This is a genomic window from Polaromonas sp., from assembly GCF_031411155.1.
In the GTDB taxonomy this organism is placed as follows: domain Bacteria; phylum Pseudomonadota; class Gammaproteobacteria; order Burkholderiales; family Burkholderiaceae_C; genus Polaromonas.
In genome coordinates, this window is the sequence record NZ_JANOAL010000277.1 from 1 (window position 1) to 6,002 (window position 6,002).

The 6,002-nt window shown below is 64.8% G+C and carries 5 protein-coding genes; all 5 read right to left on the reverse strand.

Annotated elements, in window-relative coordinates; all coding sequences use genetic code 11:
* The coding region (locus RMO23_RS16600) for an MFS transporter (RefSeq protein WP_309683779.1) at positions 1 to 1,206 on the reverse strand (1,206 nt) is incomplete at its 3' end.
* The gene (locus RMO23_RS16605; RefSeq protein ID WP_309683781.1) at positions 1,207 to 3,048 is read right to left on the reverse strand and encodes an ABC transporter ATP-binding protein/permease; all 1,842 of its coding nucleotides are present in this window, start codon (positions 3,046 to 3,048) and stop codon (positions 1,207 to 1,209) included.
* A gap of 26 nt (positions 3,049 to 3,074) precedes the next feature.
* Positions 3,075 to 3,977, reverse strand: a complete 903-nt coding sequence (locus RMO23_RS16610) for a 5'-nucleotidase (protein ID WP_309683783.1) — start codon at positions 3,975 to 3,977, stop codon at positions 3,075 to 3,077.
* A gap of 303 nt (positions 3,978 to 4,280) precedes the next feature.
* Positions 4,281 to 4,910: an SCO family protein gene (locus tag RMO23_RS16615; RefSeq protein WP_309683786.1), complete on the reverse strand. Its 630-nt coding sequence runs from the start codon at positions 4,908 to 4,910 to the stop codon at positions 4,281 to 4,283.
* A gap of 15 nt (positions 4,911 to 4,925) precedes the next feature.
* Positions 4,926 to 6,002 (reverse strand): multicopper oxidase domain-containing protein (locus tag RMO23_RS16620; RefSeq protein WP_309683788.1); only part of this gene is annotated, 1,077 nt, incomplete at its 5' end.

Consider the following 6,002-nt stretch of genomic DNA (forward strand, 5'->3'; position numbering starts at 1 on the left):
GCCGCTCAGGGCCGCCACCAGCAGGCAGGTCTGCAGGCCGCCGACCGTGGCCACCTGGCCCCACAAGGCGGCGCCCAGCGCGCTGGCGCCCATGATCGCCATCTGGTACATCGACATGCCGCGTGCCCGCACCCAGTCGGGCAGCGCCAGCTGGGCCGACACGCTGAGCGAATTGGCGCAGGTGATCCAGGCCATGCCATTGAGCAGCATGGCCGGCACCGCCACATAGACATTGGGCGCAAACGCCATCACCGCGGTCGATGCCGACTGCAGCATGGTCGCGCGCAGCACCAGCGTGTCGCGCGCCATCATCTGGCGCAGGCGCGGCAGGTACATGGCGGCGAAGATGGCGCCCGCGCCCATCGAGGCCAGCAGCAGCGTGAAGGTGCCGGCACCGCCGCCGTGCAGGCCGCGCGCCACCAGCGGCAGCAGCGCCAGCAGCGCGGTGGAATGCAGAAAAAACAGCGACACCCGCACCAGCACCGCCCGCAGCCGGCTCGACTGCACCACGTATTGCAGGCCCACGCGCATGGCGCTGATCAGGCGCTCGCGGCCCAGCGGGCTGGCCACATGGTCGCGCCGCCAGCGCATGATGACAAAGCCCGAGATCACCGACAGCACGGCATTGAGCACAAACACATACTCGGTGCCGGCACTGGCAATCAGCGCGCCGGCCAGCAGCGGCCCGATGATGCGCGAGGCGTTCATCGCCACCCCGTTCAGCGCCAGCGCGGCGGGCAGCTGCACGCGCGGCACCAGCTCGGGCACGATGGCCGCAAACACCGGCCAGCGCATCGCCAGGCCGACGCCGTTGGCAAAGGTCAGGGCCAGCAGCAGCGCCGGCGTCATCACGTCGGCAATCACGGTGATGCACAGCAGCACGGCCACCGCCGCCACCCAGAACTGCGTCATGATGAAGTAGCGCCGCCGGTCCAGAATGTCGGCCAGCGCGCCGCTGGGCAGACCCAGCAGGAACACCGGCAGGGTAGAGGCGGTCTGCACCAGCGCCACCCAGATCGGCGTGGTGGTCATCGACGTCATCAGCCAGGCGGCCGCGACGTCGTTCATCCACATGCAGGTGTTGGCCACCAGCCAGGTGCTCCACAGCATGCGAAACACCGGAACCTTGATCGGATCCCACGCGGACGGGGGAGCCGCGGTGGCGGTGGAGGCAGCGCGGGCGGGCGGGTTTACTTCTTCGGGCATTCAGTCATTGTGCGGCGCGTGGCCTGGTCTGGCATGGATCTGGTACAGCGCGGGGGCGCCTGCGGGCAGTTTTTCCAGCTCCCATAGTTTGCTGTGAAACGCCGCCACGCTGGGGCGGTGGGCGATGGAGACGATGGTGCCATGAACCGAGCGGATGTGCGCCAGTAGTTTTGCGTACAGGCTTTGCTCGGCCACCTCGTCGAGCGCACTGGTGGCTTCGTCGGCAAAAATCCAGCGCGGTTTTTTCAGCAGCACGCGGGCAATTGCCAGCCGTTGCTGCTCGCCGCCCGACAGCTTCTGGCTCCAGGCGTCCTTCTCGTCGAGCCGGCTCGCCAGTTGCGGCAGCAGCGCATCGACCAGCGCCAGCTTCAGCGCCTCGTCGCTGTACTGCGCTGCGGGCTGCGGGTAGGCCAGCGCGTCGCGCAGCGTGCCGTCGGGAAAGTAGGGCCGCTGCGGAATGAACATGGCATCCTGCGGCAAATGCGCCTGGCCCCTGGCAAACGGCCAGATGCCGGCAAAGGCCCGGAACAGCGTGGACTTGCCGCTGCCCGACGGCCCCTTGACCAGCACGCTCTCGCCGGGGCCGGCCTGCAGCGACACACCGCTCAGCAGGGTGGCCCCGGTGGGCAGGCCCAGGCTCAGCTCATGGGCCACCAGGGTGTCGGCGTTGACCGCTGGCCGGCTGTTGATTGCTATTGAATTAATAGCCGTCTGCACTTGTTCTGCCTGGGCTAGCGCCACAATATGGTCCTCAAAACTGGTCAGACGGTCGGTCGTGGCGCGCCAGGCCGCCAGGCTGCTGTAGTTGTCGACCAGCCAGCTCAGCGAGTCCTGCACCCGGCCAAAGGCCGACGAAATCTGAATCAGCTCGCCGAGCTGAATCGCGCCGCTGAAAAAGCGCGGCGCCGCCACGATGAAGGGAAACACCACCGCCGCCTGGCCAAAAAAATTGGTGAACCAGACCAGGTTTTTCTGCTTTTTGATCAGCAGCAGGTAATTGGCCAGCACCGCGGCGAAGCGGGTGTCCAGCTGCGCCCGCTCCACCGCCTCGCCCTTGTCCAGCGCAATCGATTCGCTGTATTCACGCACCCGCACCATGTGGTGGCGAAAGTCGGCCTCGTAGCGCTGCTGCTGGTAGTTGAGCTTGATCTGCGGCCGGCCGATGTAGTGGGTGATGACACTGCCCACCACGCAATACAGCACCGCCATCCAGACCATGAAGCCCGGAATGCTGTAGCTGCTGCCGCCGACGGTAAAGGCAAAAGCGCCCGACAGCGACCACAGGATGCCGACAAAGCTGACCAGCGTCACCACTGCGTTCAAGAGGCCCATGCTGAGCGAAATGCTGTAGGAGGTGAACAGGTTGATGTCTTCCTGAATCCGCTGGTCCGGGTTGTCCGAGCTGTTGGCGGTTTTGTCTGCACCCGAAAAGCGCGCCAGCTCCAGCTGGTAAAACGCATGGTCGGCCAGCCAGCGCTGTAAATAATGCCCCGTCATCCAGGCGCGCCAGCGCACTTCCAGCAGCTGCGTCAGGTAAAAGCGGTAGACCGCGATGATGATGAAGGCAAACGCCAGGTAGGTGAAGCGCCCCAGTTGCGTCCAGAACACCGCCGCGTCCTTGTTTTGCAGTGCGTCGTAAAACACCCGGTTCCAGTCATTGAGCAGCACCAGCATGTAGACCGCGCCCAGATTGAGCAGCACGATCGCCAGCAGCAGGCCGCGCGCCTTCCATTTGTCTTCAGAGCGGAAGTAGGGCGCCGACAGCGCCCAGACCCGGGCGCCGAACTGCTGGAAGGCCTTGAGCTTGGCAAAAAATCCGGAAGGGCTGGGGGCTGTGGTCATGGGGGGCAGTTTTTTGTTGTCAGGAATCACGACGACGGGTTGGAAACACCGCTGGCGACATGGCCCGATGGCACATGCCGGGCCGCCGCATCGACATGGCCGGTCTGGTCGTCAAAGAAGAAGTCGGGCTCGAACTCGCGCAAAAATTCGCCCTTGGCCAGGCCGCCCAGAAACATCGCTTCATCGACCTCGATGTTCCAGTTCATCAGCGTGCGGATCGCGCGCTCGTGCGCCGGGGCGCTGCGGGCCGTGACCAGGGCGGTGCGTATGCGCATGTCGGGCGTGCCGGCCTGCTGCAGCCGGTGCAGCGCAATCAGCAGCGGCTTGAACGGGCCGGCGGGCAGGGGCAGCACCGCCTTGTCGCTTTCGTGCTGCTGAAAGGCGGGCAGGCCCGACTCCTGAAACACGCGCTCGGCCTCGTCGGAAAACAGCACCGCGTCGCCGTCAAAGGCGATGCGCACTTCGTTCGGGTAGTTGTCCTGGGCGCGCACCGAATGGGTGGCGACGGTGGCCGCCGGAAAGCCCATGCGCAGCGCCGCCTTGACATCGTCCGGATTGGCCGACAGGAACAGGTTGGCGCGCAGCGGCGTCAGGTAGCGCCAGGGCTCGCGGCCCCGGGTAAAGACACCGCGCGCCACCGTCAGCGCATGGCTTTGCACCGAGCGGAACACCCGCAGGCCAGACACCGGGTCGTTGCGCGACAGGATCACCACCTCGACCCGCTGATTCTTGGCATCGTTGAACGCCAGCAGCTTTTTGACCAGCGCAAACGCCACGCCCGGCTTGGCGGTGTGCTCCAGCCGGTCCAGCTGCAGCTGCATGTAGGCGCGGTCGTTGGCCTGCTCGAACACCCGGTTTTCTTCCTCCAGGTCGAACAGGGCCCGTGACGAGATCGCCACCACCAGCTGGCCATCGAGTGAAACTGCCATGCGGCTACCTTTCTGCTTTTTTTGGAGTCGGTCCTGCAGGGTCAGCCGACGAGGCGATGGGCGCCAACGACAAAAAGCCGCGGCGCCGGCGCCCCGGCCATGGGTTTGGGGAAGCAATGGAGCAAATGGAATAAGCGGGCATAGGCCGATGTTAGCCGCGCCGGGGTGATACGGCCTGGCGACGCGACTGTTGTCCAGGCAAGAGCCCGCGCCGGCGGTGTGTGCCGGCGCGGCTTGCCATTCCCGAGGCGTCGGGAATTCCTTGCGTCGCACCGCGCTGGTGCGGGCGGTGGTGCACCGCGGCTACAGCTGCAAGATGGCGCGCGCGATCTGTTTTGAAGGGCTCAGCGCCGGCATCATGAACCAGCGGTCCAGCGACTCGTTGCCGATGCGGACCATGCCGGTGTGGTTGGCAAGATCGGCGTCAATCTTCGGGTCGTCGTTGTAGAAACCGAGCTTGCGCCGGATCACGTCCATCTCCTGGGGGCGGCCGGTCAGAAAGGTCCAGCCGGGCTGGATGTGGTAGCTGTTGACATAGTCCTGCAAGGCCCTCGGCGTATCCAGTTCGGGCTGCAGGGTCATCGAGTACATGAAGACGTCCTTGCCAAGCCGGCTGCCCAGCGCCTGCTGCACCTGCAGCAGATTGGCGGTGTTGCCGGGGCAGATGCCGGTGCATACCGAGTACATCATGTTGAACACGACGATTTTTCCGCGCACCACGTCGTCGTAAAACCGCAGTTTTTTGCCGTCATGGGTTTGCACCATGGTGTTGGGAAAGTAGTCGGCGCGCGGCCCGGCTCTGGCCGCGCTGGCCGCCGGGGTTGCGCCGCTGGCCGCCAGCACCGGCGCCAGTGCCGCGCCGCCCATCCATTTGAGCCAGTCGCGCTTGGAGTTTTGCCCGGCGCGCTCAGGGGTGGAGTCAAAGTTGTTCATGGCGGGGCTCCTGGTTTATTCAACAATGTCCCAGCGAATCATCATCGCGTGGTCTTCATGGATCAGGTTGTGGCAGTGCATCATGTACTTGCCGGTAAATTCCCTGAACCGGATGAACAGGCGCACTTCCTCGCCCGGCTCCAGCACATAGACGTCCTTGCGTCCGGCCTCGTGCGGCGGCGGCGGCTTGCCATTGCGCGACAGGATGCGGCCTTCCTCGAAGTGGATATGAACCGGGTGGTGCCAGTTGCCCTTGCCCTTGAGCGTCCAGATTTCGGCGGTGCCGCGCTTGGGTTTGGCGGAGGCCGTCTCCACATCGAAAGTCTTGCCGTTGACGGTCCAGACTTCGTTCACCTTGTCAAACTCCCACCGCCGGTTGGCCTTGACTTCCGCGAGATCGATGGGCGGCAACTCGCGCAAGGTGGCCGGCACCTGGCTCAGGTCGGGCGTCGCCGGGTTGCTGTCAATATCGAAACGCAGGATCTGCGTCCCGGCCGTGGTCAGCAATCCATCAGCGCCCCGGGTGTTGACCAGGGCGTCTTCCGGCCCGCGGCCGTCGATCTGGATCAGGCGGTTCACCAGGTAGAGCCTGGTGCCGATCGGGTACTGGGAAAAGTCGACCACGATGTCGGCCCGCTCGGCCACGCCCAGGTGCACCTTTTTCACGCCCGGCAGGGGCGCGGGCAGCAGGTTGCCATCGTTGGAAATGTAGGTGAAGCTCTGGTTCACGCCGCTGCCGTCGGTCAGGTAGAACTCGTAAAAGCGCGACGGGCCGCCGTCGAGCAGGCGAAAGCGGTACTTGCGCCGCTCCACCGAGAACTTCGGCTGAACCTTGCCGTTGACGCAAAACTTGTTGCCCAGAATGCCCTTGGTGTTGAACTGGTCGAAGGCCAGGTAGCCGCTGGAGTCAAACTGCTTGTCCTGAAACACCAGCGGAACGTCGTACTTGCCAACGCCGCTGGGCAGGCGCAATGCCTTCGGATTCGGGTCGAGTTCGTTGCCGGAGTCGATTTCATCGAACAGCAGGTAAAAGCCGGTCAGGCCGCGGTAGACATTGGGGCCCGTGAAATCCAGCCGGTGGTCGTGGTACCA